The organism is Streptomyces sp. NPDC001606 (assembly GCF_053596835.1).
In genome coordinates, this window is record NZ_JBSFHC010000005.1 from 398,119 (window position 1) to 424,283 (window position 26,165).

The 26,165-nt window shown below is 73.9% G+C and carries 24 protein-coding genes and 1 pseudogene; 19 read left to right on the plus strand and 6 right to left on the minus strand.

The window, feature by feature from the left end:
• Positions 1-36: 36 nt before the first annotated feature.
• The gene (locus ACWCV9_RS13220; RefSeq protein WP_450786205.1) at positions 37-1,272 is read left to right on the plus strand and encodes a cytochrome P450 family protein; all 1,236 of its coding nucleotides are present in this window, start codon (positions 37-39) and stop codon (positions 1,270-1,272) included.
• Positions 1,273-1,375: 103 nt separating this feature from the next.
• Complete coding sequence (locus ACWCV9_RS13225; RefSeq protein ID WP_450786207.1) at positions 1,376-2,608, plus strand: cytochrome P450; 1,233 nt, start codon at positions 1,376-1,378, stop codon at positions 2,606-2,608.
• 69 nt (positions 2,609-2,677) lie between these two features.
• Here the strand turns inward: ACWCV9_RS13225 and ACWCV9_RS13230 are convergent, their stop codons facing one another.
• Positions 2,678-3,937, minus strand: a complete 1,260-nt coding sequence (locus ACWCV9_RS13230; RefSeq protein WP_450786209.1) for a S53 family peptidase — start codon at positions 3,935-3,937, stop codon at positions 2,678-2,680.
• Between the two features lie 242 nt (positions 3,938-4,179).
• On the opposite strand from ACWCV9_RS13230, the gene ACWCV9_RS13235 reads away from it, so the two are divergent.
• The 7 genes from ACWCV9_RS13235 (at position 4,180) to ACWCV9_RS13265 (ending at position 12,264) form a co-directional block, all read left to right on the plus strand.
• Complete coding sequence (locus tag ACWCV9_RS13235) at positions 4,180-4,995, plus strand: TrmB family transcriptional regulator (protein WP_450786210.1); 816 nt, start codon at positions 4,180-4,182, stop codon at positions 4,993-4,995.
• Between the two features lie 167 nt (positions 4,996-5,162).
• Entirely contained in the window at positions 5,163-5,729 is a 567-nt protein-coding gene (locus ACWCV9_RS13240) for a histidine phosphatase family protein (RefSeq protein WP_450786211.1), read from the plus strand.
• A 46-nt stretch (positions 5,730-5,775) separates the two neighbouring features.
• Entirely contained in the window at positions 5,776-6,741 is a 966-nt protein-coding gene (locus tag ACWCV9_RS13245) for a D-2-hydroxyacid dehydrogenase family protein (protein WP_450786213.1), read from the plus strand.
• Between the two features lie 286 nt (positions 6,742-7,027).
• A complete protein-coding gene (locus ACWCV9_RS13250; RefSeq protein ID WP_450786215.1) occupies positions 7,028-7,768 on the plus strand; it encodes a class I SAM-dependent methyltransferase in 741 nt (246 codons plus the stop codon).
• A 391-nt stretch (positions 7,769-8,159) separates the two neighbouring features.
• Entirely contained in the window at positions 8,160-10,205 is a 2,046-nt protein-coding gene (fusA, locus tag ACWCV9_RS13255; RefSeq protein ID WP_450786216.1) for an elongation factor G, read from the plus strand.
• A 722-nt stretch (positions 10,206-10,927) separates the two neighbouring features.
• Positions 10,928-11,512 (plus strand): hypothetical protein, encoded by a 585-nt coding sequence (locus ACWCV9_RS13260; protein WP_450786218.1) that lies wholly within the window; start codon positions 10,928-10,930, stop codon positions 11,510-11,512.
• A 41-nt stretch (positions 11,513-11,553) separates the two neighbouring features.
• Complete coding sequence (locus ACWCV9_RS13265) at positions 11,554-12,264, plus strand: YcnI family protein (RefSeq protein WP_450786220.1); 711 nt, start codon at positions 11,554-11,556, stop codon at positions 12,262-12,264.
• Positions 12,265-12,342: 78 nt separating this feature from the next.
• On the opposite strand, the gene ACWCV9_RS13270 is transcribed toward ACWCV9_RS13265, so the two are convergent.
• Positions 12,343-13,113, minus strand: coding sequence for a CDP-alcohol phosphatidyltransferase family protein (locus tag ACWCV9_RS13270; RefSeq protein ID WP_450786222.1), 771 nt, complete (start codon positions 13,111-13,113; stop codon positions 12,343-12,345).
• 129 nt (positions 13,114-13,242) lie between these two features.
• Between ACWCV9_RS13270 and ACWCV9_RS13275 the strand changes: the two genes are divergently transcribed.
• The 5 genes and pseudogenes from ACWCV9_RS13275 to ACWCV9_RS13295 form a co-directional block, all read left to right on the plus strand.
• On the plus strand, positions 13,243-14,226 hold the full coding sequence (locus ACWCV9_RS13275; RefSeq protein WP_450786223.1) for a zinc-dependent alcohol dehydrogenase: 984 nt from the start codon (positions 13,243-13,245) through the stop codon (positions 14,224-14,226).
• Positions 14,227-14,366: 140 nt separating this feature from the next.
• The gene (locus tag ACWCV9_RS13280; protein ID WP_450786225.1) at positions 14,367-14,765 is read left to right on the plus strand and encodes a 6-pyruvoyl trahydropterin synthase family protein; all 399 of its coding nucleotides are present in this window, start codon (positions 14,367-14,369) and stop codon (positions 14,763-14,765) included.
• Entirely contained in the window at positions 14,762-15,943 is a 1,182-nt protein-coding gene (locus tag ACWCV9_RS13285; protein ID WP_450786226.1) for a glycosyltransferase family 4 protein, read from the plus strand. Before ACWCV9_RS13280 ends, ACWCV9_RS13285 begins: the two co-directional genes overlap by 4 nt.
• Positions 15,940-16,890 carry a hypothetical protein gene (locus ACWCV9_RS13290; protein ID WP_450786227.1) on the plus strand — a complete coding sequence of 317 codons (951 nt, stop codon included), beginning with the start codon at positions 15,940-15,942 and terminating at the stop codon, positions 16,888-16,890. The genes ACWCV9_RS13285 and ACWCV9_RS13290 overlap by 4 nt, the downstream gene beginning before the upstream one ends.
• Positions 16,887-17,843, plus strand: a pseudogene (locus ACWCV9_RS13295) (lysylphosphatidylglycerol synthase transmembrane domain-containing protein); the annotation flags it as partial. The gene ACWCV9_RS13290 and the pseudogene ACWCV9_RS13295, both read left to right, overlap by 4 nt.
• A 53-nt stretch (positions 17,844-17,896) precedes the next feature.
• Here the strand turns inward: ACWCV9_RS13295 and ACWCV9_RS13300 are convergent.
• Positions 17,897-18,688 (minus strand): creatininase family protein, encoded by a 792-nt coding sequence (locus tag ACWCV9_RS13300; protein WP_450786261.1) that lies wholly within the window; start codon positions 18,686-18,688, stop codon positions 17,897-17,899.
• A gap of 39 nt (positions 18,689-18,727) precedes the next feature.
• Here ACWCV9_RS13300 and ribA point away from each other — a divergent pair, with 39 nt between their 5' ends.
• Together ribA and ACWCV9_RS13310 are read left to right on the plus strand one after the other, a co-directional pair.
• Complete coding sequence (gene ribA / locus ACWCV9_RS13305; RefSeq protein WP_450786229.1) at positions 18,728-19,399, plus strand: GTP cyclohydrolase II; 672 nt, start codon at positions 18,728-18,730, stop codon at positions 19,397-19,399.
• A gap of 78 nt (positions 19,400-19,477) precedes the next feature.
• Positions 19,478-20,623, plus strand: coding sequence for an NAD(P)/FAD-dependent oxidoreductase (locus ACWCV9_RS13310; RefSeq protein ID WP_450786231.1), 1,146 nt, complete (start codon positions 19,478-19,480; stop codon positions 20,621-20,623).
• 13 nt (positions 20,624-20,636) lie between these two features.
• Here the strand turns inward: ACWCV9_RS13310 and ACWCV9_RS13315 are convergent, their stop codons facing one another.
• Both ACWCV9_RS13315 and ACWCV9_RS13320 read right to left on the minus strand, forming a co-directional pair.
• Complete coding sequence (locus ACWCV9_RS13315; RefSeq protein WP_450786233.1) at positions 20,637-21,860, minus strand: serine hydrolase domain-containing protein; 1,224 nt, start codon at positions 21,858-21,860, stop codon at positions 20,637-20,639.
• A gap of 64 nt (positions 21,861-21,924) precedes the next feature.
• The gene (locus ACWCV9_RS13320; protein WP_450786234.1) at positions 21,925-22,173 is read right to left on the minus strand and encodes a hypothetical protein; all 249 of its coding nucleotides are present in this window, start codon (positions 22,171-22,173) and stop codon (positions 21,925-21,927) included.
• Positions 22,174-22,385: 212 nt separating this feature from the next.
• Here ACWCV9_RS13320 and ACWCV9_RS13325 point away from each other — a divergent pair, with 212 nt between their 5' ends.
• Positions 22,386-22,826, plus strand: a complete 441-nt coding sequence (locus ACWCV9_RS13325; RefSeq protein ID WP_450786236.1) for a PPOX class F420-dependent oxidoreductase — start codon at positions 22,386-22,388, stop codon at positions 22,824-22,826.
• 31 nt (positions 22,827-22,857) lie between these two features.
• Complete coding sequence (locus ACWCV9_RS13330; protein WP_450786238.1) at positions 22,858-23,451, plus strand: TetR/AcrR family transcriptional regulator; 594 nt, start codon at positions 22,858-22,860, stop codon at positions 23,449-23,451.
• A 15-nt stretch (positions 23,452-23,466) separates the two neighbouring features.
• On the opposite strand, the gene ACWCV9_RS13335 is transcribed toward ACWCV9_RS13330, so the two are convergent.
• Positions 23,467-24,378: a LysR family transcriptional regulator gene (locus tag ACWCV9_RS13335; RefSeq protein ID WP_450786240.1), complete on the minus strand. Its 912-nt coding sequence runs from the start codon at positions 24,376-24,378 to the stop codon at positions 23,467-23,469.
• 221 nt (positions 24,379-24,599) lie between these two features.
• On the opposite strand from ACWCV9_RS13335, the gene aspA reads away from it, so the two are divergent.
• Positions 24,600-26,000 carry an aspartate ammonia-lyase gene (gene aspA, locus ACWCV9_RS13340; protein WP_450786241.1) on the plus strand — a complete coding sequence of 467 codons (1,401 nt, stop codon included), beginning with the start codon at positions 24,600-24,602 and terminating at the stop codon, positions 25,998-26,000.
• Positions 26,001-26,165: the final 165 nt, after the last annotated feature.

Here is a 26,165-nt window from a genome sequence, read left to right on the forward strand (position 1 = left end):
GCACCGACCCCGCACCAAGGAAAGGAAACACACGTCATGCCGAACCCCGACGGAGACGTGGCCACCGGCTGCCCCGCGCACGCCGGCGCCACGGCGGGCCCCCGCCCCTGGGCGCCCGGGCTGCCCGAACCGGGCCCGGTCGAACAGCTGCTGCTGCCCGACGGCAACCCGGTGTGGATGGTCACCCGGTACGAGGACGCGCTCGCCGCGCTGAACAACCGCAAGCTGAGCAAGAACCTCGACAACGCGCTGCCCGAACTGTGGCCCTCCCTCGGCTACGACGGCCGCAAGTCCATCCTCAACCAGCACATGAACCTCGCCGACCCGCCCGAGCACACCCGGCTGCGCCGACTGGTGTCCAAGGCGTTCACCCCGCGCCGGGTCGCCGACCTCGGCACCCGGATCCAGCAGATCAGCGACGAACTGCTCGACGCCGTCGCGGAGAAGGGCACCGCCGACCTGAAGGACGCGTTCATCTCACCGCTGATCTCCACGGTGCTCTACGAGATGCTCGGCGTCCCGCTGGCCGACATCGAGGAGTTCGAGCGCAACACCTACATCTTCGTCGGCCTGGGCAACTCCTCCACCCCGGAGGAGGTCGTCGCCTCGGTCGGCTGGTTCGAGACGTACCTGACCGACCTCACCGCGCAGCGCCGGGCCCACCCCGGCGACGACCTCATATCCGGTCTGGTGCAGGCCAACGAGGACGGCGACGCCCTCGCCGACCTGGAGATCCGCTCCACGGTCATGCTGCTGCTCCTGGCCGGCGCGGAGACCACCATCAACCTGCTGTCCAACGGCATCCTCGCGCTGCTGCGCCACCCCGAGCAGCTCGCCGAGGTCAAGGCCGACCGCGAGCTGCTCGGCCCGGCCGTCGAGGAACTGCTCCGGCTGACCAGCCCGGTCTTCACCGTGGTCTACCGCTTCGCCACGGAGGACATGGAGCTGGGCGGCGCGAAGGTCAGGGCGGGCGAGCACGTGATGATCTCGCTGGCCGCGGCCAACCACGACGCCGCCCAGTTCAGCGACCCGGAGACGCTGGACATCCACCGCGACGCCTCCCGGCACCTGGCGCTCGGCCACGGCACGCACTTCTGCATCGGCGCCCCGCTGGCCCGGCTCAAGGCCCGGATCGCGCTGCGCACCCTGTTCGACCGCTTCGACGACCTCCGGCTGGCCGTTCCCGAGGAGCAGCTGACCTGGACGCCGAGCCTGGTGGCCAACAGCCTGGACCAGCTGCCGGTGACCTTCACCCCCGTCGCCGTGGGCTGACTCCCGGCACGGCCCCCGACACCCCCCACACCCCCCATCGAACCGAGACGAGAGACGTCCCGCGCGGCGACCGTGTCCCGCGCGGAGTTGGGAACCGCCCGCCATGACCGAAGCACCCCAGCTCGACCCGGCCTTCATTGCCCAGCTGCTGCCCTTCGACCCCTTCGACCCGGCCTTCCTGGCCGACCCCTACCCGGTCTACGCGCAGATCCGGGAGAAGGGTCCGGTGACCCGCACCCCGCTGGGCCTGTGGGCGGTGACCGGGCACGAGGCGTGCTCGGCCGTGCTGCGCGACCAGCGGTTCGGCTGGGGCGACGGCGCCACCGTCGCCGACCACTTCCGTCACGAGGCCGACGGCTCGGTGGTCCGGCCGTTCATCTTCGCCGACCCGCCGGAGCACACCCGGATCCGCGCCCTGGTGAGCAAGGCGTTCGCGGCCCGCCAGGTGGACCGGATGCGCGTCACCGCCGAGCGGATCGTCCGCGAGCTGATCGAGACCGCCCGCGCCGAGGCCGGCGACGGCCCCGTGGACCTGATGCGCGCGGTGGCCCACCCGCTGCCCGGCCGGATGCAGAACGCGCTGCTGGACGTCCCCGCCGAACACGCCGCCCGCTTCGACGAGTTGTCCGCCGACATCGCCCGCGGCCTGGACCCCAGCTTCCTGCTCGGTCCGGAGGAGGTCGCCCGGCGGGACGCCGCCCGTGCCGAGCTGTACCAGTACATCGGCGAGCTGGCCGAGCAGCGCCGCGCGGCGCCGGGCACCGACCTGATCAGCGAGCTGGTCGCCGCCGAGGAGGGCGGGGACACGCTGACCCCGCACGAGCTGGAGGTCACCTGCACCCTGCTGCTGTCGGCCGGCTACGCCACCACCGTCAACCTGATCGGCAACGGCATGTTCGCCCTGCTGAGCCGCCCCGACCAGCGGGACTGGCTGCGCGCCCACCCGGAGCAGGTGCCGGGCGCGGTGGAGGAGATGCTGCGCTTCGACGCGCCCGTGCAGATGATCTCCCGGGTCGCCCTGGCCGAGGCCGAGATCGCCGGGCAGACGGTCCAGCCGGGCGAGCAGGTCATGCTGTTGATCGGTGCGGCCAGCCACGACCCGGCGGTCCACGAGGACCCCGACGAGCTGAGGCTGGACCGGCCGGCCGGCCGCAATCTCGGCTTCGGCCTGGGCATCCACTTCTGCGTCGGCGCGCCGCTGGCCCGGCTCACCGCCCAGGCCGCGGTCTCCGCCCTGACCGCCCTGGACATGGAGCTGCTGACCGAGGCACCGCCCCGGGTGCCCAACATCGTCATGCGCGGCCTGTCCGAACTGCCCGTCCGGATCACCGGCTGAGGCACCCGCCGCAGCACTGCGCCCCGCCGGACGGCCGGCGGGGCGCAGCGGACACGGTGGTGTCAGGGGTTACTTGGTGAAGGCGGCGACACCGTTGGGGGTGCCGAGACCCGTCGGGCCGTCGTAGCCCTTGCCTGCCTTGCACAGGTAGGAGTCGCAGGACCCGTTGGCGCCGTCACCGACGTCGTTCAGCTGGTCCGGGTGGGCGTAGGGGTAGGAGGCCGGCGTGTCACCGGAACCCGGGGTGCCCGCGAGGGCGTAGACACCGGCGATGAACGGCGCGGAGGCGGAGGTGCCGCCGTACACGTTCCAGCCGCCCGACTGGTAGGTGTCGTAGACGGCGAGACCGGTGGCCGGGTCGGCCACGGCCGCGACATCGGCGACGCTGCGCTTGCCGCAGCCGGTGTCCTTCTGCCAGGACGGCTTCGCCTCGTAACTCGAGCAGCCGGAGCCCGCGCCGTCACCGCCGGCGGAGGTGCCCCAGACGGACTCGGACCAGCCGCGGGTGCTGCTGTCCTTCTTGAGCGAGGTGCCGCCGACGGCGGTCACGTACGGGGACGCGGCCGGGTACTCGACGCCGTAGCCGCTGTCGCCGGAGCTGACCGTGATGGCGACACCGGGGTGCTTGAAGTACGAGTCGTCGGCGGTGGCGTCGTCGGACGCCTCGCTGCCGCCGTAGCTGTTGGACACGTACTTGGCGCCCTGCTTGACCGCCTGGTTCACGGCCGCGCCGAGGTCCTCCATGTTGGCGGACTTGGCCTCGACGAGCAGGATGTGGCACTGCGGGCAGGCCGCGCTGACCATGTCCACATCGAGCGATATCTCACCGGCCCAACCGGCGTCCGGCGCTGGGTAGTTGGTGCCGCCGTCCTGGTCGATCTTCTTGAAGCAGCCGTTGCCCGTCGTGCACTCCGGAAGGCCGTACTGGGAGCGGTAGGCCGCGAGGTCCTTCTCGGCGTTCGGGTCGTCGTTGGCGTCGACGATCGCGACGGTGGCGCCCTTGCCACCGTCCTTGGGCAGGTGGTAGGCGGACTGGAGGTCGGCCGGGCCGAAGCCCTTGGGGGTGTCGTGGCGGCCGAGGGTCCTGTTGGCCTTCAGGTCGGTGCGCACCACCGCCTCGCACGCCATGTAGCCCGGCTTGCTCGGCTCGGAGCAGAGCCGGTGGGTGTGCGCGGTGGCGACCGCGGCGGTCGTGGTCGACGCGGTGCTCGTGGTCGCGAAGGCCGACGACTGGGCGGCGACGGCGAGGCCGCCGGTGATCAGGGCCGCCGCGGACAGCAGCGCGGGCGCGCTGCGGTGGATCGGCTTCCTTCTGCGCTGAGAACGCAATGAACTGCCCTCCGTGGGGGGATGGGTGACTCCGCACCGACGGCCGGATCGCAGTGTCATGCGCATGACAACCGCTTTCCGTTGGGGGTGGCCGGGCGGAGTCGGATTCGGGCTTGGTGCTTGCTGCCACCCCGGTCAGTGGTGGCTATGAGGAGCCTATGGACACTTCGCCGGTGAGAACAGGGCCAGTTGGTAAAACCTTGGCCTGGACGCCACCGCGCCGACGGGTACCTTGTGCAGCCATGGAGCTGGAGGACACCACCGTCAACGACCTGATGTCGCTGGGCCTGCCCCGGTACGAGGCACGGGTCTACCTCACACTTATCAGGCGCGGCACCTACACCGCCGCCGAGGTGGCACGCGAGGCCGACGTGCCACGCCAACGCGTCTACGACGTACTGGACGCGCTGGTACGCAGACAACTGGCCACCGCCCACCCCGGGCGTGTGGCCACCTACTCGGCCGTCACACCGGAGCTGGCGCTGTCCCGGCTGATGACCGTTCAGCGGGAGTCGGTTGAGCGGCTGGAACGGGTCTCGCAGGGGCTCGCCGGCCTGCTGCAACCCCTGTGGTCGCAGGGGCGGGCGCACACCGATCCGCTGGACTACATCGAGATCCTGCGCGACCCGAAGGCGATCGCCGAACGCTTCGCCGACATCCAGCGGCAGGCCCGGCACGAACTGCTCACCTTCTGCAAACCGCCGTTCGTCGCCCCCGCCGAGAACACCGAGGGCATCGCGGTGGTCCGCCGGCTGCACCGGGCGGGCGGCACGGTCCGGGCGATCTACCTGGACGAGGCGCTGACCGACCCCGGCACGCGGGAGCACGTGAGCCGCTTCGCCGCCGCGGGGGAGGAGGCCCGCTTCGCCCCCGACCTGCCGCTGAAGCTCGTCATCGCCGACGCCTCCCTGGTGCTGTGCGACATGCCGGACCCGGTGGCCGGCGCCGGCACCACCACCACGCTCTTCATCGAGCACCCGGCCCTCGCGACCTGCCTGCGCCTGGCCTTCCACACGGTGTGGCAGGAGGCCACGCCCGCCCCGGAGCCCGCCGACTGATCCGGGCGGAGCGGTTCGCAGGTGCGTCGGCATCGCTCAGCGAACCCGGGCCGCGCCGATGTCCTCCCGACCGCCTGTGATCATGAGCGTGGACGTGCGCCCCGCGGGCCACGGCCTTCCATGAACTCCCTGTGCCGGCAGGACCGTACGACGAGGAGAGCGCCCGCATGACAAGCCGAGTGGTGTTGATCTCACCCGCCATGAACGCGGACCTGCGCGAGGCGCGTTTCGACGACTCCGGACCGCTCGACCCGGCCGCGGCGGACCGTGCCCGCGCGGCGGCGGCCGGCCTTCCGCGCGCCGAGCGGGCCCTGGTGTCCCCCTCCGAGCGCTGCCGGCACACGGCGGCCGCACTCGGCCTGAACGCCACCGAGACCGCCGAACTGGCCGGTGCCGGCATGGGCCGCTGGCGCGGCCGGACCCTTCAGGAGGTGACGGCCGCCGAACCGGACGCGGTGGCCCGGTGGCTGACCGACCCGGCGTCCGCCCCGCACGGCGGGGAGTCGGTGCACGAGCTGTGCGCACGGGTCGCCGCCTGGCTGGACCGGGCCGCGGACTTCACCGGCCGGACCCTCGCGGTGGTCGAACCGGACGTCGTACGCGCCGCGACCGTCCGGCTGCTGGCAGCCCCCGAGTCCGCCTTCTGGCGGATCGACGTACGCCCCCTGCACACGGTCGAGTTCACCGGCCGAGCCCACCGCTGGAACCTCACCCTGGGCCGCCCGCTCACCTGACCCCCGGGGCGGCCGGGGGTGATCGCAGGGCAGGCAGAATGCCCGCATGACCATCCACTGTGCCGTGCTGGACGACTACCAGGGTGCCGCCCTGAACCTGGCCGACTGGAGTCCGCTCGCCGACCGGGTCGAGGTGCGCACGCTCCGCGAGCACATCACCGACCGGGACGAACTCGTCGCCGCGCTCGCCGACTGCGAGATCGTCGTGGCCATGCGGGAACGCACCCCCTTCGAGGCGGACCTGCTGGACAGGCTGCCCCGGCTGCGCCTGCTGGTGACCACGGGCATGCGCAACGCCTCCATCGACCTGGCCGCGGCCGCGGCCAAGGGAGTGACGGTCTGCGGCACCGCCAGCAGCCCCACCCCGCCCGTCGAGCTGACCTGGGCGCTCCTCCTCGGCCTCGCCCGGCACCTCACCGCCGAACACCGGGCCCTGCGCGAGGGCGGCCCCTGGCAGTCCACCGTCGGCCAGGACCTGCACGGCCGCACCCTCGGCCTGCTCGGACTCGGCAAGATCGGCTCCCGGGTCGCCCGCGTCGCCACCGCCTTCGGCATGGACGTCCTCGCCTGGAGCGAACACCTCACCGCCGAGCGCGCCGCCGACGCCGGGGCCCGGCTCGCCGACAGCAAGGAGGACCTGCTGGGCCGCAGCGACTTCGTCTCCGTCCACCTCGTGCTGTCCGACCGCACCCGCGGCCTGATCGGCGAGCCGGAACTGCGCGCCATGCGCCCGCACGCCTACCTCGTCAACACCTCCCGCGCCGCCATCGTCGACCGGCAGGCCCTGCTGCGCGCCCTGCGCGAGGGCTGGATCGCCGGAGCCGGTCTCGACGTCTTCGACACCGAGCCGCTGCCCGCCGACGCCCCCCTGCGCTCCCTGCCCAACGTGCTCGCCACCCCGCACCTCGGATACGTCACCGAGCGCAACTACCGCACCTTCTACACGCAGGCGGTGGAGGACATCGCCGCCTTCCTCGCCGGTACACCGGTGCGGTCGCTGACACACGACTGATCATCAAACCCCTTCCGCTGGCAGGAAGTTGACAGGACGCGCCGCCCGACGCGACGGCGGGGTGCCGCCGCAGAAGATCCGTTACGATGCCGAAGGCGCCCCGCCGGCCACCTCGCACCGTCCACCGACCCCGGTCGCCCGGCGCCCCGCACCTGCCCGCTCCGAGACCCCGCGCGACGCCCCGCCACCCACGGGCGGTGTCGAGGCCCAGCCGCCATGCCCCCAGCGCGTCGCCGCCCCTGCCCATGGCCGCGGCAGCGGCCCGACACATCTGGAGGACAGGACCATGACCGCTCCCGACCCGCAGCAGCCGCTCGTCTGGGACACCCCCGACGCGGCAGCCGCCTACCGCGACCGCGACATGCGCCTGGCCCGGCAGCTCATCTTCCCCACCGTGCTGGACCGCGTCGGCCCCTGTCCGGGACCCGGCGCCACGGTGCTGGACATCGGCTGCGGCACCGGCGCGCTCTCCCTCGAACTGGCGCAGGCCGGCGACTGGTCGGTGCAGGGCGTCGACCCCTCGAGGCACATGCTGGACATCGCCCGCGCCGACCGCCCCCACCCGCGCGTCGACTACCGCCTCTTCGACGGCCGTTCCCTGGACTGGATCCCGGACGCCAGCATCGACGCGGCCGTGTGCTGCCTGGTCTACTGCACCGACGCCGACTCCGCCCGGCTCGCCGCACTGACCGCCGAGATCCACCGCGTGCTCCGCCCGGGCGCGCCCTACGTCCTCGCCGACCTCAACCCCGCCGCGGTGGGGGAGGAGTTCTCCACCCTCCGGTACGGCGACGCCGGCGTCTCCTACGCCGAGGGCGACCCCGTGCCCACCGTCCTGCGCCAGCTCGACGGCACCCCCGTCACCACCGGCTGCTACTACCGTCCGCTGTCCGCCTACACCGAGCTGTACACCAAGGCCGGTTTCCCCGAGCCCGTCACGGATACCCCGGCCGCCCCGGAGGCCGAGCGGGTCAGCGCGTCCGCCCTCGCCCCGTACATGATCCTCAGCTCCGCCCGCCGGGCCTGAGCCTTCCGACACCCCCGCGGACGCCGCCCGGCACGGAAAACCGGTACGCGGCGTCCGCTCCTTTTTCCTAGACTCGGCGAAGTACCGCGCACCGCCGGCCCGTTCACACCCCGGCGTCGCGCATCAGACCAGTCGAGGACCGAGGGGAGCCGGACGTGCGTGACCGTACCGTCGTCGTCGTTCCCCCTTCGCGGTCCGAGGTGATCCTGGTGTCCTCGGCCCTCCGGTGCCCGCTGCGCGGCCGGCACCGGATTCCCGTGCCGCCGCACTGACCTTCCGGCGACCTTTCGGCGACCTTACGGCGTTCGCCGTACCGTCACCGTCCGCCACCCGGCCCACGGGACATCGCGCTGCCCCTTTCCAGCACCACCCTTTCGAAAGGCACCGCGCCGTGCGTACGCACACCAGCACCCTCGCCACCGTCCGCAACCTCGGCATCCTCGCCCACGTCGACGCCGGCAAGACCACCGTCACCGAGCGGATCCTGTACGCGACGGGCACCACCCACAAGCGGGGCGAGGTGCACGACGGCACCACCGTCACCGACTTCGACCCGCAGGAACGCGACCGCGGCATCACCATCTTCGCCGCCGCGGTGAGCTGCGCCTGGGACGGCCACCGCATCACCCTCATCGACACCCCCGGACATGTCGACTTCGCCGACGAGGTCGAGCGCTCGCTGCGGGTCCTGGACGGGGCGATCGCCGTCTTCGACGCCGTCGCCGGGGTCGAGCCGCAGAGCGAGTCGGTGTGGCGGCAGGCCGAGCGGCACGGCGTACCGAGAATCGCCTTCGTCAACAAGCTGGATCGCGCGGGCGCCGACCTCGACCGGGCCGTCGCCTCGATCCGCGACCGGCTGCACCCCGCCCCGCTCGTCGTCCAGCTGCCGATCGGCGCGGAGGACGGCTTCACCGGCGTGGTGGACCTGGTCCGGATGCGCTCCGTGGTCTGGCCCGCGGGCGAGGGTACGGCGGTGCGCGGTCCGGTGCCCGAGGAACTGCGGGAGGAGGCGGTACGACGGCGCCGGGCGCTGGAGGAGGCGGTCGCCGAACGGCACCCGGCCGCGCTGGAGGAGTTCTGCGACCGCGAGACCCTCTCCGCCGCCACCCTCACCACCGCCCTGCGCGACCTCACCCGCAGCGGCGACGGCGTGGTCGTCCTGTGCGGCTCCGCCTACCGCAACCGTGGCATCGAACCGCTGCTGGACGCGGTCGTGGACTATCTGCCCTCCCCGCTGGACGTGCCCGCCGTACGCGGTGAACATCAGGGCACCGAGCAGCGGCGGGCCGCCGACCCGCGAGCGCCGTTCGCGGGGCTGGTGTTCAAGGTGAACGCGCACACCACCGGGCGCCTGGCCCATGTGCGCGTCTACTCGGGCACGATCGAACAGGGGGACACCGTGTGGGACCCGGGCACCGGCCGCACCGAGCGCGTGGCGCGGATCCTGCGCGTCATGGCCGACCGGCACGACCGGCTCGAACGGGCCGTCGCCGGGGACATCGTCGCGCTCGCCGGGGTGAAGACGGCCCGGGCCGGTGCCACGCTCTGCGACCCCGGCGCGCCGCTGCTGCTGGAACCGCCGGCGGCCGCCGAGCCCGTGGTGTCCGTGGCGGTCGAGGCACGCCGCAGCACCGACACCGGCCGGCTCACGGCGGCGCTCGCGCGGCTGGCGGAGGAGGACCCCTCGCTGGTGGTGCGCATCGATGCCGAGACCGGGCAGACCGTGCTGTCCGGCCGGGGGGAACTCCATCTGGAGGTCGCGGTGGAGAAGATCCGCCGCGACGGCGGCCCGGACGCCGTCGTCGGCCGGCCGCGGGTCGCCTTCCGCGAGACCGTCGTGCGCGGGGTGCGAGGGTTCGTGTACCGGCACGTCAAACAGGACGGCGGAGCAGGGCAGTTCGCGCATGTCGTCCTCGACGTGGAGCCGCTCGGCCCGGAGGCCGGCGCCACCGGGTTCGCGTTCCGGTCGGCGGTGGTCGGCGGCCGGGTGCCGCAGGAGTACATCCGCGCGGTGGAGGCCGGATGCCGGGACGCGCTCGCCGAGGGACCCCTCGGCGGGCACCCGGTGACCGGGCTGCGGGTCACCCTGACCGACGGCTCCACCCATGTGAAGGACTCCTCCGACACGGCCTTCCGCACCGCCGGCCGGCTCGGGCTCCGCGCGGCGCTGCGCGACTGCGCGGCGGTCCTGCTGGAACCGGTCGCGGACGTCACCGTCAGCGTGCCGGAGGACGCGGTCGGCGGGGTCCTCGGCGACCTGGCCGCCCGCCGCGGCCGGGTCACCGGCTCCACGACCCGCGCCGGTACGGCCGTCCTGACGGCGCGCGTCCCCCTGGCCGAGCTGTTCGGCTACGCCACCCGCCTACGCAGCCGCACCCAGGGCCGAGGCACCTTCACCACCCGCCCCGCGGGCTACACCCCGGCGCCGGTCCGGTAGGCGGGAGCGGTTCCCTGCCGGCTGCCGTTCCGCTGCCGCCGGCCGGGCTGGAGGCAGCGGCCGGCCACCCGCCGGTCGGTGCCGGCGCTGGCGCTGGTGGGCTCTGACGGGTGGCCGCGGGCGGTCGTCGCCGGGCGAGCCGGCGGGCTACGCCCGGGCACCAAGACGGGTGCCGGTCCGGTGGGCGGGTTGGTCCGGCGGTTCGTGTCGGGTGCCGTTGCGCTGTGGCCCGCCGGGCCCGAGGTGGCGGTCGGTCACGTCGGCGGGTGAGCCGGCGGGCTACGCCCGAGCACTGGGACCGGTGCCGGTCCGGTAGGCGGGGGCGTTTCCTGTCGGGTGCCGCTCCGCTGCCGACGGCCGGGCCTGGGGCGGCGGTCGGCCACCCGGCGGTCCGTGTCGGCGCCGGCTCCCCCGTGCTCTGGCGGGTGGCTGTTGGCGAGCCGGCGGGGTGCGTTCCGGTGCCAGGAGCGGTGCGGGTCGGGTCGGGTGCCGTTCCGCTGTCGCCCGCCGGGCCTGGCCGAGGCGGCGGTTGGCCACCTCGGTGAGCCGTGTCGGTGTCGGTGGCGCCGGGGTTTGGGGTAGCCGCTCGCGGACGGCGGCAGGGTGAGTCGGCCGGGGCGTGGCGGTGTGCTGAGGAACACGGATCGCCGCCGTTCGGTCGGCCGTGGTGAACGGTCGGGGGCTGGCCTGCGTATCAGGCGACCGTGGGAGGATGCCTCGTCATGAGCGCGTCGCCGGCGGTGAGAGCCCTGCGCGCCGTGGTGTTCGCCGCGGTGTGCGTGCTGCTCGCTGCCGCCGGGCACGGCCTCGCCATGGGCGACCTGCCGCCGCTCGGTGCCGACGCGGCCGCCTTCGGCGCGGTGTTCGGGCTCGGCTGGACGCTCGGTGGACGGGAGCGGTCCCTGCCCGGCATCGGTGCGGCCATGCTGCTCACCCAGGCGGGGCTCCACCTCGGCTTCGACGCCGCCCACCGGGGCAGGGGCGCCGCCCCCATGGCAGCCATGCACGCCCACGGCGTGGCCGCCCCGCACGCCCACACCGTCGCCCCGGCCACCGCCGCCCATCTGCTCGCCGCGCTGGCCGCCTCCTGGTGGCTGTGGCGGGGCGAGGCCGCGCTGTGGTCGCTGCTGCGCCGGGCCGGCACGCTCCTTCCCGGCCTCGTCGCCTGGTGGCGGGACGCCCCGCTGCCGGCCGCCCGCGGGCCCGTGCCGCGCGCGTTCACCGGTCCCGGGCCCGTGCGCCGCCTCCGGCTGCGGCACACCGTGCACCGCCGCGGACCGCCGGCCCCGATCCCGTACCCGGTCTGACCAGACACCTCACCCGACACTCGTACGGAGATCGATCCCCCATGTCCGCAAGCCGTATCACCCTCCGCCGGGCCGGCACCGTGACCGCCCTGGCCGCCGGCGCGGTCCTGTGCGCCGCCGGTGCCGCCGCCGCGCATGTCACCGTGCACCCCGAGAGCTACGCCAAGGGAGCCACCGACGGGCTGCTCACCCTGCGCGTGCCCAACGAGGAGGACACCGCCGCCACCACCAAGGTCCAGGTGTTCCTGCCCACCGACCACCCCGTCCTCGGTGTCCTGGTGCACCCGCAGGACGGCTGGACCGCCAAGGTCACCACCAGCAAGCTCAAGAAGCCGGTCAAGACGGACGACGGCACCATCACCGAGGCCGCCTCCGCGATCACCTTCACGGGCGGCAGGATCGGCCCCGGCCAGTACGAGGACTTCGACGTCGCCTTCGGCCAGCTCCCGGACGACACCGACACGCTGGTCTTCAAGACGCTGCAAACCTACTCCGACGGCAAGGTCGTCCGCTGGATCGAGCAGCCGTCCGGCGGCGACGAGCCGGAGAACCCGGCGCCGGTGCTGAAACTGACGGCCGGTGACCCGAGCGCCGCCCCCGCCCCCGCCAGGACCGCTGCCGCCCGGGCCACGGCGTCCGGCAGCAGTGACTCCACCGCCCGCGGGCTGGGCATCGCCGGTCTGATCGCCGGTGTGCTGGGCCTCGCCGGCGCGGTCTTCGCGATCGTACGGACCCGGTCCGCGCGGCCGTGACACCGGCTGCCGGACGGTAGCAGGCGGCCGGGCCCGTCCCCTCGCAGGAGGGAACGGGCCCGGCCGTCGCCGTAGGACTCAACGCGCCGCCGGCACCAGCGGCTCCAGGCGCGGCTCCGGGGCCGACGCTCGGACCGCTGCCCGGGAGGTCCGCCACAGCCAGCGCACATCCCGGCCGAAGGACCACACCAACGAGCCCAGCGCCAGCAGTACGACCGTGAGGTTCACCGCCCGCGGCAGCAGCTCCGCGCCCGCCAGCAGCAGGCAGACACCCTGGACGGCCGCGACGGTCTTGCGGGCGAAGGACGGCGGCAGCGGGGCGTTCAGCCAGGGCGCCACCCGGGCCGCGGCGACGAACGCGTACCGCATCCCGCCGATCAGCAGCACCCACGGGCCGAGCTGCATGGCGACGTACACGCTCAGCACCAGGATCAGGAACGCGTCGACCTCCATGTCGAAGCGCGCGCCGAGCGCGGTCGCGGTGCCCGTGCGCCGGGCCACCTTGCCGTCCACGCCGTCGAGCAGCAGGGCCACGGCGGTCAGGGCGACCAGCAGCGTCACCGGCGGTGCGCTCTCGAAGGAGTCCGCGACCAGCGCGGTCACCCCGCCGACCAGCGTGGCCCGGCCGAGTGTGACCCGGTTCGCGGCGCCGAAGGAGCTGAGCCGGGACCGGTGCAGCGCACGGGAGAGCACCGCCCAGGTGGCGAACGCGAACGCCAGCCCCGTCAGCCAGCCGGCCGGCCCCATGCCGATCGCCGTGCCGAGCAGGGCCAGCAGCAGGATCTGGACGCCCGCTCCCACCGCGGTCTCCTGCTGCGACCTCGCGTCATATGTGTTGTTCAGGGCCACCGCACACCCTCCGGCCGAGTGACAGAGTCGATCAACGCCGCGTACTGTGCGCGGCCTGTGCACTTCTCGGTACGTGAACCACTTCCCGATCGTTCAGGAGACACCGATGAACCGTTGCGGAGAACGCCGGTGAACCGTACGGCCCGCGCCTTCTGGCTCCGCTCGCCGGGCCACGGCGAGCTGCGCGACCTCACCCTCGAAGCGCCCGCCGCGGACGAGGTCCTGGTCCGCACCCTGTACTCCGGTGTCAGCCGCGGCACCGAGACGCTCGTCTTCCGCGGCCAGGTGCCGCAGAGTCAGCACGCGGCGATGCGCGCCCCGTTCCAGGAGGGCGACTTCCCCGGCCCGGTGAAGTACGGCTATCTCAGCGTCGGCGTGGTCGAGGAGGGCCCGGCCGCGCTGCTCGGCCGTACCGTCTTCTGCCTGTACCCGCACCAGAGCCGGTACGTCGTCCCCGCGAGCGCCGTCACCGTCGTACCCGACGCCGTGCCCGCCGAACGGGCCGTGCTCGCCGGGACCGTGGAGACCGCCGTGAACGCCCTGTGGGACGCCGCGCCCCTGATCGGCGACCGGATCGCGGTGGTCGGCGGCGGCATGGTGGGCTGCTCGGTGGCCGCGCTGCTGGCCCGCTTCCCCGGCGTACGGCTGCAACTCGTCGACGCCGACCCGGCCCGCGCCGCGACCGCCGCGGCGCTCGGCGTCGACTTCGCCACCCCCGCCGACGCCCTCGGCGACTGCGACCTCGTCGTCCACGCCAGCGCCACCGAGGCCGGCCTCGACCGCGCCCTGCAACTCCTCGCCCCCGAGGGCACAGTGGTGGAACTGAGCTGGTACGGCGACCGGCGGGTGGCCCTGCCGCTCGGCGAGGCCTTCCACTCCCGCCGGCTCACCGTGCGCAGCAGCCAGGTCGGCACGGTCTCCCCGGCCGCCCGGCCCGGCCGCGGCTACGCCGAGCGGATGGCCCTCGCCCTCGACCTGCTCGCCGACCCGGCACTGGACGCGCTCATCACCGGCGAGAGCGGCTTCGAACAGCTCCCGGAGGTGCTGCCGCGGCTGGCCGCCGGCGAGATCCCCGCCCTGTGCCACCGCATCCGCTATCCGCAAGCGGGCTGACCGGGCCGAAGAGCAGCGCCTGACCTGAGGAAAAAGGGTGAGAGAGGCTGAACACGGGGAAGCGAAGAGCCGTACTACACGGCATCCCCCGGCGGGCAAGGGCAGGGGGACCAGACGCGCCGCACCTGGAGGGTCGTCCGTTGTTCAGCATCACCGTCCGCGATCACCTGATGATCGCCCACAGCTTCCGCGGCGAGGTGTTCGGGCCCGCGCAGCGACTGCACGGCGCCACGTTCCTCGTCGACGCGACCTTTCGCCGCGCCCAGCTGGACGAGGACGGCATCGTGGTCGACATCGGCCTGGCCACGAAGGAACTGGGCGCGGTCGTCGCCGAGTTGAACTACCGCAACCTGGACGAGGAGCCCGCGTTCGCCGGGGTCAACACCTCCACCGAGTTCCTCGCCAAGGTCATCGCCGACCGGCTCGCCGAACGCGTCCACAAGGGCGCCCTCGGCGAGGGCGCCCGGGGCATCGCCGGTCTCACCGTCACCCTGCACGAGTCGCACATCGCCTGGGCGAGTTACGAGCGTGCCCTGTGACCGACCTGACCGTACGGCGGCCGGCACCGCCCCGCCCGCACGCGCGGCCCCCCGCCGCCCAGGACCCCGGGATCATCCCGATGTCCCTGCGCACCGTGCACTTCGTGCTGCCCGGCGGCGTGGACGACCCGGCCGCCCCCAGCGGCGGCAACGTCTACGACCGCCGGGTCTGCCTGGACCTGCCCGGCTTCGGCTGGCAGGTCACCCGGCACCCGCTCCCCGGCGGCTGGCCGCGCCCGGACGGCGCCGCCCGCGACCGGCTCGCCCGCACCCTGCGGGAGCTGCCGGACGACTCGGTCGTGCTGCTCGACGGGCTGGTCGCCTGCGGCGTCCCCGAGCTCGTCGTGCCCGCGGCCGAACGCCTGCGCCTCGCGGTCCTCGTGCACCTCCCGCTCGGCGACGAGACCGGCCTGGACCCGGCTGTCGCCGCCGAACTCGACACCCGCGAGCGGGCCGTGCTGCGCGCGGTCCCCGCCGTCGTCGCCACCAGCGACTGGGCGGTCCGCCGCCTCGTCGCCCACCACGGGCTCGCCCCCGACCGGGTGCACCTGGCCGCGCCCGGCGCCGACATCGCCCCCGTCGCCCCCGGCACCGACGGCGTCTCCCGGCTGCTGTGCGTGGCCTCCGTGACCCCGCGCAAGGGCCAGCACCTGCTGATCGAGGCGCTGGCGGCGGTACGGGACCTGCCGTGGACCTGTGAGTGCGTCGGCGGCCTCGGCCACGACCCCGAGTACGTCGCCCGGCTGCGGACCCTCATCGACCGGTACGGCCTCGCCGGCCGGCTGCGCCTCACCGGCCCGCGCGCCGGCGCCGACCTCGACGCCCACTACGCCGCAGCCGACCTGATGGTGCTCCCCTCGCACGCCGAGACCTACGGCATGGCGGTCACCGAGGCGCTCGCCCGCGGCATCCCGGTGCTCGCCACCGACGTCGGCGGACTGCCCGAGGCGGTCGGCCGCGCCCCCGACGGCGGTGTGCCCGGCATCCTCGTCCCCCCGGCGGACCCCGCCGCGCTCGCCGCGGAACTGCGCGGCTGGTTCGGCGAGCCCGACGTACGCCGCCGGCTGAAGCAGGCCGCCCGCGGCCGTCGTTCGGCCCTCGGCGGCTGGGCCGCCACCGCGCGCAGCCTGGCCGGAGTGCTCGGCCACCTCCCCACCAGCCCGAGGAGGGCGGCATGAACACCCCGAAGACCGAGGTCGTACCTCTGGAGCTGCCGGTCGTCGCGGGCGCCGGGCCGGTGCCCCGCACCGGCGAGCGGGAGACCGTACGACTGCGGGACAGCGCCCCCGACGAGCCGCCGCGGTACGCCCCCGAGTGGCTGCGGCTGCGCGAACCGGCCGACGCCGCCGCCCGGGCGCCGGAACTGCTCGACCTGCTCCGGGACCGGCCGGCCGCCGGGCCCGGCGGGAGCGGCGGAGCGGCCGTGCACGACCTGGGCTGCGGCACCGGCTCGATGGGCCGCTGGCTCGCCCCCCGGCTCGCCGGCGCCCAGCACTGGATCCTGCACGACCGCGACCCCTACCTGCTGCACTTCGCGGCCGTGGCCACTCCGACCGCGGCGGCCGACGGCAGCCGGGTCACCGTCGAGACCCGGCTCGCCGACGTGGCCCGGCTCACCCCGGAAGCGCTGGCCGGTGCCTCGCTGGTGACCGCCTCCGCGCTGCTCGACGTCCTCACCCGCGACGAGCTGGACACCCTCGCCGACGCCTGTACGGCGGCCGGCTGCCCGGCGCTGCTCACCCTGTCCGTCGTCGGACGCGTCGAACTCACCCCCGCCGACCCGCTGGACACGGAGATCACCGAGGCGTTCAACGCCCACCAGCGGCGCACCGGGATGCTCGGCCCGGACGCGGTGACCGCGGCCTGCGAGGCGTTCGCCGCACGCGGCGCGACGGTCCATCTGCGGCCCAGCCCCTGGCGACTCGGCCCCGAACACGCCGCGCTGACCGAGCAGTGGCTGCGCGGCTGGGTGGGCGCGGCGGTGGAGCAGCGCCCCGAGCTGCGGCAGCGGGCGGAACGTTACCTCCAGGCGCGCCTGGCGGCGTGTGCGGCCGGCGAGCTGCGGGCCGTGGTCCACCACAGCGACCTGCTGGCCCTGCCCCGCCCGACGGACGGCACGCCATGAGCACGCGGACGGCGGTGGCGAGCCACCGCACCGTGGCAGCGGCACCGCACGGCGAGCGGCGCCCCGAACCGGCCGCAACCCGCCGGCCTCTGAACAGCCGTACGCTGCGCCGGCACCTCGGCACCACCGCCGGCCTGGCCCTCGTCACGCTGCTGCTGTGGCGGCTCGGCACCGGACCGCTCCTCGACGGCCTGCGCCGCATCGACCTCGCCACCGTGCTGGCCGCCCTCGGCATCGGCGCGCTCACCACCGTGTGCAGCGCCTGGCGCTGGCAGCTGGTCGCCCGTGCCCTGGACATCCGGCTGCCCCTGGGATCCGCCGTGGCCGACTACTACCGCGCGCTGTTCCTGAACGCGGCCCTGCCCGGCGGCATCCTGGGCGATGTGCACCGGGCGGTACGGCACGGACAGAGCGCCGGCGACCTGCGGCGCGGTGTGAAGGCGGTGGTACTGGAACGGGTCGCCGGACAGCTCGCGCTCACCGTGGTCGGCGCGACGGTACTGCTGACCCTGCCGTCCCCGGTCCGCGCCACCGCCCGCGGCCTGGCCCCGCTGCTGGCCCTGGCCGCCGCAGGCGCCCTCGCCATCGCCCTCGCGGTACGGATGAACCGCGCCCCCGGCCGCGGCGGAGCCCTGCGCAGCGCGCTGAGCGAGGTCCGCCAGGGGCTGCTGTCCCGGCCCGGCGGACCCTGGGTGGCCCTGTCATCCGCGGTCGTCCTGGCCGGACATCTGGCGGTGTTCGTCGTCGCCGCCCGGGTCGCCGGCTGTCCCGCTCCGGTCGCGGTGCTGATGCCGCTCGCCGTCCTCGCCCTGGCCGCCATGGGCCTGCCGCTGAACGTCGGCGGGTTCGGCCCCCGCGAGGGCGTCACCGCCTGGGCGTTCGGCGCCGCCGGGCTCGGCGCGAGCACCGGCGTCGCCGTGGCCGTCGTCTACGGCGTCCTCAGCCTGGTGGCGAGCCTGCCCGGCGCCGGTGTCCTCCTCGCGCGCTGGTACGGCGGACTGCGCCGCTATTCCACCGCCCCGTCCGAGCCGGCGGCCGACGGCGCGGTGAGCAATGCGAAATACGGCGCGAACGATTCGGCGAGGCTCGCCAGCAGTTCCTTCCCCTTTTCCGCGGACCCCAGCGAAGGACGGCCGATGACACCCGACGCGGTATAGCCGGACATTCCCACGGTGAGCAGATGACGCCGGTCGTCGGCGGTGAAATCGGCGGACTCGTAACCAGGACGGACGAATTCGGGATGAGCGTGCAGCAGAATGGACGTCTCGATTTCCCCGGCATGCATGTCGGTGAGCAGCGAGGTGACCACCCCGGCCCGCTCCCGTGCCGTCTCCCAGTCCTCCGCCGCCGGGAACAGCGCCGCCTTCTCGCCCCGCGCGGAGGCCTCCTGGACGACGTTGCCGAGCACGTAGTTCCCGCCGTGCCCGTTGACCACGACGAGCGCCTCGACGCCCGAGCGGCGCAGCGAGTCCGCGATGTCCCGCACCACCGCGTGCAGGGTCACCGCCGAGATGCTGACCGTTCCCGGCCAGCCGGCGTGCTCGTGCGAGCAGCCGACGGTCACCGGAGGAAGGAGGTGCACCGGGTACGCGGCCGCGATCTCCCGCGCCACGGCACACGCGACCAGCGTGTCCGTCGCCAGCGGAAGGTAGGGGCCGTGCTGTTCGTAAGCGCCGACGGGAAGGACGGCGACCTGTGCTGAGCCGCCCGCCCCCCGCGCCCGTACGTCCTCGGTGGTGTCCGACGGCAGCACCCCGTACGCCGCCCCGTCTGCCGCCCGCGCGCCCGAACCACTCATCTTCTTCACGGCCTTTCGTCTCTGCTTAGGAATCAGATCATGACAGAAAACACCGGTGTCACCCTCGGCGTCCTCAACACGAAGTCCCCGCGGCGTTCCGGAGCGGAACGCGTCGTGAATGCGCCCCTGCCCACGGCGTACGGGAAATTCCAGGCGATCGGCTACCTGGACCACGACCGCGGCGACGAACAAGTCGCCCTCGTGTACGGCGAGATCGGCACCGAGAACGTCCTGACCCGGCTGCACTCGGAGTGCCTGACCGGGGACGCGTTCGGCTCCCGGCACTGCGAGTGCGGGGACCAGCTGGAGGCGGCGCTGCGCGCGGTGGTGGCCGAGGGCAGCGGCGTCGTCGTCTACCTGCGGGGCCACGAGGGCCGCGGTATCGGACTGCTGGCCAAGCTGCGCGCCATGGCGCTCCAGGCGGAGGGCCTGGACACGGTGGAGGCGAACCTCGCCCTCGGCCTGCCCGTCGACGCCCGCGACTACGGCGTGGCGGCACAGATCCTGCACGACCTCGGGGTGCGCTCGGTGCGGCTGATGTCCAACAACCCGCGCAAGCGGGAGGCGTTGGTCCGGCACGGCGTCCAGGTCGCCGAGCAGGTGCCGCTGCTGATCGAGCCGTGCGAGAGCAACATCACCTATCTGCGGACCAAGCGGGAGCGGATGGACCACCATCTGCCGCACCTGGACGCGGTCGGCCACGGTTCCTGACCCGGTGCGCCGGTTCGGGGCGCGGCCGGCGGGACAGGATCCCTGGGCGACAGCGATCCGCGCGGTGAAGGAGGCGGCGTGAAGCCCAGAGCCCGGGTGGTCATCGTCGGCGGCGGGGTGATGGGCACGAGCATCGCCTACCACCTCGCCCGCGCCGGAGTGCCGGACGTCGTCCTCGTGGAGCGGGACGACCTCGCGGCCGGCTCCACCTCCAAGGCCGCGGGCGGGGTGCGGGCGCAGTTCTCCGACGAGCTGAACATCCGGCTCGGCGCCCGCAGCCTGGCCGCCTTCGCCCGGTTCGAGCGGGAGACCGGGCACGACATCGGACTGCACCGGGTCGGCTATCTCTTCCTGCTGTCCACCCCCGAACAGGTGGCGTCGTTCGAGGCGGGCGTGCGGTTGCAGAACTCCCTCGGGGTGCCGAGCCGGCTGATCACCCCCGAGGAGGCCCGCCGGCTGTCCCCGCTGATCCGCACCGACGGGCTGCTCGCCGCCGCCTACTCACCCGACGACGGCCACTGCACCCCGGAGGCCGTCGTCCGCGGGTACGCCACCGCCGCCCGCGCCCGCGGCGCCCGCATCCTGCGCCGCACCGAGGTCACCGGCATCGAACTGCGCGGCACCACGATCACCGCCGTCGCCACCACCCGCGGCCGCATCGAGACCGGCACGGTGATCTGCGCCGCCGGCGCCTGGTCGCGGGCGCTCGGCGCACTGGTGGGGGTCGAGCTGCCGGTACGGCCGCTGCGCCGGCAGATCGCCGTCACCGAGCCGGTGCGGGACCTGCCGCCGACGCTGCCGATGACCATCGACTTCACCACCAGCCTCTACTTCCACCGGGAGGGCCCGGGCCTGCTGCTCGGCATGTCCGACCCGGACGAGACACCGGGCTTCGCCACCGGCACCCACGACCGCTGGATCCCCGGGCTGTGCGCGGCGATGGAGCAGCGCGCCCCCGCCCTGCTGGAGCTGCGCCGCACCGGCGGCTGGGCGGGCCTGTACGAGGTGACGCCCGACCACAACGCCCTGATCGGCGAGGCGGGTTCGGTCTCCCGCTTCCTGTACGCCACCGGCTTCTCCGGCCATGGCTTCCTCCAGGGCCCGGCCGTGGGCGAGCTGGTCCGCGACCTCTACCTGGGCCGCACCCCGTTCCTGGACGTCCGCCCGCTGAGCGCCGACCGGTTCGCGGCCGGCGCCGCACGCCCGGAGACCAACGTGGTCTGACGGCCGGCCGGGCTCAGCCCCGTACCGCCGCGTGCACCAGCCGCCGCAGCTCCGGGAAGACCTTGAGGCCCTTCGGCCGCAGCTGGGTCATGAACTGCACGGTGAGATCCTGGCGGGGCGCGACCCAGAACGCGGTGGTGGCCGCGCCGGTCCAGCCGTAGGTGCCGGCACTGGACGGGGCCAGGGTGCGGGCCGGGTCGGTCACGACGGAGACGTTGAAGCCGAAGCCGAGCCCGTCGTTGCCGGGTTCCCGGTGCGTGGGGGCGCCGAACTCGCGCAGGACGGCGTTGCCGGGCAGCCGGTTGCTCGTCATGAGGGCGAGCGTGTCCGCGGACAGCAGCCGCACACCGTCCAGTTCGCCGCCCCGGCGCAGCATCTCCATGAACCGGTGGAAGTCGTACGCCGAGGAGACCAGACCGCCGCTGCCGGACAGGAACCGCGGCCGGCCGTGCACCGGCAGCCCCGCCACCGGGGTGATCCCGCCCTCGTCGGTCTCCCGGTACAACTCGGCCAGCCTGTCCGCCTGTTCCGGCACGATGTGGAAGCCGGTGTCGGTCATGCCGAGCGGGCCGAGGATCCGCTCGGCGAAGAACACGTCCAGCGGCTGCCCGGCGACCACCTCGATCACCCGGCCCAGCACATTGGAGGCCACCGAGTAGTTCCACTGCGTCCCCGGGTCGAACTGCAACGGCATCCGCGCGTACACCTCGACGGTCTCGGCGAGGTCCGCGCCCGGCGGCACCGAGTACTCCAGCCCCGACTCCCGGTACAGGGCGTCCACCGGGTGCTTGTGGTAGAAGCCGAAGGTCAGGCCCGCGGTGTGGGTGAGCAGATGCCGGATCAGGATCGGGCCGGCGGCCGGCCGGGTGCGCATCCCCGCGCCCTCCCCGCCGTCGTACACCCGCGGGGCGGCGAAGGCGGGCAGATGCTTCTCCAGCGGGTCGTCCAGGCCGAGTCTGCCCTCCTCCACCAGCAGCAGCACCGCCACGGCGGTGACCGGCTTGGTCATCGAGTAGATCCGCCACAGCGTGTCCGCCCGCACCGGCAGCCCCGCCGCGACATCGCGCTTCCCGTACGTGGTGAGGTGGGCGACCCGGCCGCCGCGGGCCAGGGCCAGCAGATAGCCGGGCAGCCGCCCCTCGTCGACGTGGCGGGCCAGGTGCTGGTCCAGGCGGTCCAGCGCCTGCGGGTCCAGCCCCGCCTCACCCGGGTCGACTTCCTGCCGCAGCTGTGCCATCGCTCTCCTCCGCTCACGTCGTCCGCGCTGCGCCCCGGCGTGACCGGCGGAACGCACACGGTGCTCATCGTCGCGCAGGAACCCCGTCCAAGGCCCGCTCATCAGCGGTGTGTGTGATCGACACGACGCCGTCGCGGCCCGCCAGCGGCACCCCGAGCGCGGCCACGGCCGCCAGCACCCCCAGCGCCGTCCCGCTGCCCGCGCCGGTCAGCGCGGTCGCCGTGGCCACCCCCACGGCCGGCCCGGCATTGAGCGCCGTCTGCTGCAAACCGCCCGCCACCCCGGCCACCGCCACCCCCGCGAGCACCAGCACGCCGAGCGCTAGGCGAGACCCCCGCGCGCCGGGTGATGGGTCAGCGCCTGCGCGCCCTCGGTGGCCAGTAACTCCACCCCGGCGTCGATCAGCCGGGCCCGCAGCCCTGTGTCGTCCTCATGCGTAGACAGTGTCTACCAGCATTAGTAGACACTGTCTACTCGGACGAGGTGCGGGGAATGCGCGGGCGGCGCGGCGCCGTTGACGCCGTTATGACTCAGGACACCTCGCAGGACGCCCTTCTCCCGCTCCTCTCCGCCGGACACGCCGGCATCCTGGTGACCCTCAAACGCGACGGCCGGCCCCAGCTGTCCAACGTCAGCCACGCCTACGACCCCGACGAGCGGACCATCCGGATCTCCGTCACCGACGACCGCGCCAAGACCCGCAACCTGCGCCGCGACCCCCGCGCCTCCTACCACGTCACCAGCGCCGACCGCTGGGCGTACACCGTCGCCGAGGGCACGGCCGAGCTGACCCCGGTCGCCCGCGACCCGCACGACGACACCGTCGAGGAACTGGTCCGCCTCTACCGGGACGTCCAGGGCGAACACCCCGACTGGGACGACTTCCGGGCCGCGATGGTCCGCGACCGCCGGCTGGTGGTACGGCTGCGCGTGGAACGCGTCTATGGCGTTCCGCTGCGCCCTTAGAGTGGAGGCGGCGAGAAAGCGGAGGTCGGCCATGGGGGAGACGCGACGGGGACCGCGGGAGCGGATGGTCTCCAGCGCGGCCCAGCTCATCCGGCGCGACGGCGTCGCCGCCACCGGGATGCGCGAGGTCGCGGCGCACGCCGCCGCCCCGCGCGGCTCCCTCCAGCACTACTTCCCGGGCGGCAAGCAGCAGCTCGTCAACGAGGCCGTCGGCTTCGCCGGGCGGTACGCCGGCCAGCGGATCGGGCGCCTTCTCGAAGGGCTCGCGGAGCCGACCCCGAGCGCGCTGTTCGCGGCGATGGCCGACCAGTGGACCGACGAGTACACGGCCGACGGCTTCGTCGCGTGCTGCCCGCTGGCCGCCGCCGTGGTCGAGTGCGCGGCGTCCGACGGGTCGGCCCGTGAGGCGGTGGCCGCCGCGTTCGCGGCCTGGCGGACTCCGTTGGCCGAGGCGCTCGCCGGTATGGGCGTTCCGGCCGGCCGGGCGGACGCGCTGGCCGCGCTGATGATCAGCACCCTGGAGGGCGCCCTCATCCTGGCCCGGGCCGAGGCGGACGTCCGGCCACTGACCACGGCGGCCCGCGAACTGGGCCCGCTCCTGGACGCCGCGGCGACCGGCGGCTGAGACGCGGGGTGCGGGTCAGGAGCCGAGTGCGGCGGCCTGGTCGCGGAGCGCGTCCAGCACCATTTGCAGCAGCGGATGGCCCTCGCTGCCGCTGCGTACGGCCGCGAACACCCGCCGGGTCGGGCGGACGCCGCTGAGCGGGCGGATGGCGGCGCCCTTGAAGGTGATGCCGTGCAGCGCGGAGCGGGGCACCAGCGCCACCCCGGCACCGGCGGCCACCAGGGCGCACACCGCCCGGGAGTCGTCGGCCAGGCACTCGGATCGCGGATGGAATCCGGCCTCCTCGCAGGCCCGCAGCACGACGTCGTGCACCGGGTTGCCCGGCCAGGGCGTGACCCACGGATCCTCGCTCAGCTCGGCCAGGGCCAGCTCGGGTGCGGCCGCCTGCGGATGCCCCGAGGGCAGTACGACGTCGAAGGGCTCGGCGTAGAGGGGTTCGAGCAGCAGCTGCTCCCCGCTCTGGCCGACGAGGTCCCGGTGTTCCACGGCGAGGGCGATGTCCACCGCGCCGTCGACGAGCAGCCGGCGGCTCGCGTGCCCCTCGGCGTCCTTCACATGGATGCGCACCTGCGGGGCGCGGTCCCGCAGCCGGGCCATCGACGGCGCCACCACCTCGGTGATCGCACTCGCGAACGCGGCGATGGCCACCTCGCCGGCCAGGCCGGTCGAGCAGGCGGCCATGTCGGCCTCCGCCTGCTCCAGCTGTGCGGCGATGCGGCCGGCGTGCGTGGCCAGCACCACGCCCGTGGGGGTCAGCCGGACCGTCCGGCCCCGCCGCTCCAGGAGCATGTGCCCGACCTCCGACTCCAGGGCGGCCAGCTGCTGCGAAGCCGCCGACGGGGACATGTAGAGGGCCTCGGCCGCGGCGGTGACGGTGCCGTGTTCGGCCAGCGCCCGCAGCACCCGGAGTCTGCGCGGATCAATCACAGGAGAAGTACACCAGGCGCCCGCCCTCGCTGTGAAGCGGAGCTTCACAGCGCATCCCGCAAAACCCCGATGGATTTAAAAGTCCCGGTCGTACAGAGTGGTCTCCCGTGACCGCGGCGGCCCCGGCCGGCGCTGCCTCACCCCACGGTGCGCCACCGCGTCCCGCGCGGCTTTCCGGTGTTCTCGGCTTCCGAGCATTCCCACAAGGATTTGTTGTGTCCATGACTGTCCGCACCCGCAGCGAGCACGACCTGCTCGGCGACCGGGACGTACCCGCCGACGCGTACTGGGGCATCCACACCCTGCGCGCCACGGAGAACTTCCCCATCACCGGCACCCCCATCTCGGCGTACCCGCACCTCATCGACGCCCTGGCCGCCGTCAAGGAGGCCGCCGCGCTCGCCAACGAGGAACTGGGGCTGCTGGCCCCCGAGAAGGCGGCCGCGATCGTCGCCGCCTGCCGCGAGATTCGCTCCGGGAAGCTGCACGAGCAGTTCGTCGTGGACGTCATCCAGGGCGGCGCCGGCACGTCGACCAACATGAACGCCAACGAGGTCGTCGCCAACCGCGCGCTGGAACTGCTCGGCCACGCCAAGGGCGACTACCGGCACCTGCACCCCAACGAGGACGTCAACCTCAGCCAGTCCACCAACGACGTCTACCCGACCGCAGTGAAGATCGCCACGGTGTTCGCGGTGCGCGGGCTGCTCCGCGCGATGGCCGTCCTCCAGGACGCCTTCGCCGGCAAGGCCGTGGAGTTCCGGGACGTCCTCAAGATGGGCCGCACCCAGCTCCAGGACGCGGTCCCGATGACGCTGGGCCAGGAGTTCTCCGCGTTCGCGGTGATGATCGAGGAGGACCGCAGCCGGCTCGCCGAGGCGGTCGAGCTGATCCACGAGATCAACCTGGGCGCCACCGCCATCGGCACCGGCCTGAACGCCCCGGCCGGATACACCGAGGCCGCCCGCCGGCACCTCGCGGCGATCACCGGCCTGCCGCTGGTCACCGCGGCCAACCTGGTCGAGGCCACCCAGGACTGCGGGGCGTTCGTGCAGATGTCCGGAGTGCTCAAGCGGATCGCGGTCAAGCTCTCCAAGAGCTGCAACGACCTTCGGCTGCTGTCCTCCGGACCGCGCGCCGGTCTGGGCGAGATCAACCTGCCGCCGGTGCAGGCAGGCTCCTCGATCATGCCGGGCAAGGTCAACCCGGTCATCCCCGAGGTCGTCAACCAGGTCGCCTTCGAGGTGATCGGCAACGACGTCGCCATCACCATGGCCGCCGAGGCCGGCCAGCTCCAGCTGAACGCCTTCGAGCCGATCATCCTGCACTCCCTGTCGGAGTCCCTCACCCACCTCGAGCGCGCCTGCCACACCCTGGCCGACCGGTGCGTGTCCGGCATCACCGCCAACACCGAGCGGCTGCGCGCGACCGTGGAGAACTCCATCGGCCTGGTCACCGCCCTCAACCCGCACATCGGCTACACCGCCGCCACCGACATCGCCAAGGAGGCCCTCGTCACCGGCCGCGGCGTCGCCGAACTCGTGCTGGAGAAGGGCCTGTTGCCGGCCGAGAAGCTGGCCGACCTGCTGCGCCCGGAGAACGTCGCGGGGACCGCCGCCTGATGGCGGGCGGCCGGCGGGCCGCGGGCAACGACACGATATGAAGCACCGAAGGAGTAACCCGTCCATGGCTACGGCGCCCAGCGTCTCCTACTCGATGACCATCCGGCTGGAGGTGCCCGCGAGCGGAACGGCCGTCTCGCAGCTCACCACCGCGGTGGAGTCCTC